We start from the raw sequence: 1110 nt of genomic DNA, 5'->3' as shown, positions 1-1110 counted from the left end.
CAAATCTTGCTTCACCCTGACGCTTATTTAAAGTATCCATATAGACTGCGTTGGCGTAGTTGGCACGAGACATGTTGATGACGGTCTTGCCTGCATCGGAGATATGAGTTCCGGAAGGTCCTGAAGGAACATCGGGATTGTCTATATCCGGATTTTCCGGTTTGGGCGTTTCATCCGGTGCTTTAACTCCATAAATAATCCAATTTACAGGGTCTGCATCTTCATGCTGAGCAAGTTCTTTTTCAACGAAATCATTACCCGGCTTGTTGACTCCTTCTCCATCACCTGTACCGTTATATTTTTCATTTTCCTTATCGGCTTCGTTAAATTCTTCGATTCCAACTTTATATTCTAAGTCCCACATACCAGCATCGCGGGTAAAAGCGCGTACATGTGTATTATTTTTTAATCCTTCAACATTGGTTACAGAAAAAGAACCTTCATCAATACCAACTGTGGCGATTCGTAACGGATTATCTTCTGTAATCCCGTGAAGACCACCTTCAATACCATTTACAATATTAATAATATGAGAACTGGTATTTTTACCTATATAGATCATGTTGCCATCAGAATGATCTTTTGAATTGAGATCTACTTTAAAGGTACCATCTCCATTTAAATTGCGTATGGTAACTGATCCGTCATCTTCTTTAGTTAGATCAATAGTTGCAGTGTTATTGCCTTCGAATGTTAAGCCAGTAATAAAACTTTGTCCGCGAGCTTTCCAAACACTATTATCTTTTAGAGTTAAATTGATCTCGCCACCTTTTTTAATATCTTCAATTCTTGTTATGGTTTTATCCAAAAAAGATCAGCGGCTGAAAACCTGTCCTTCAGGGCGGAGATCATCGCGAGGAGAAACTCAGTTTTTAATCCGGTGTTTTCTGCCGGTCAATATATTGACGGATAATAGATATCAGAGCTCTTGTGCATGATGATGCAAAAAAGACAGCGACCTAATGCATTACCCCGCAGCTTTAGCTCTAACGGCAGGATACTTACGCTTACGGATAATTATGGAAGATGTTCCCTTGAGTCTGAAAACAAGCTCCAAGATAGATAATTGAGGTGGATAAGATTAACAAATGAACATGAGCTTCTTCACCG

General features: G+C 39.4%; 1 protein-coding gene. It reads right to left on the bottom strand.

The window, feature by feature from the left end:
* Window positions 1-808, bottom strand: an 808-nt coding sequence (locus tag HMPREF9444_RS09080; RefSeq protein ID WP_040909487.1) for a hypothetical protein, incomplete at its 3' end; no start/stop codon positions are given.
* Window positions 809-1110: the final 302 nt, after the last annotated feature.

The sequence above is a fragment of the Succinatimonas hippei YIT 12066 genome (assembly GCF_000188195.1).
GTDB lineage: Bacteria > Pseudomonadota > Gammaproteobacteria > Enterobacterales > Succinivibrionaceae > Succinatimonas > Succinatimonas hippei.
This window is presented reverse-complemented; position numbering and strand designations above follow the sequence as displayed.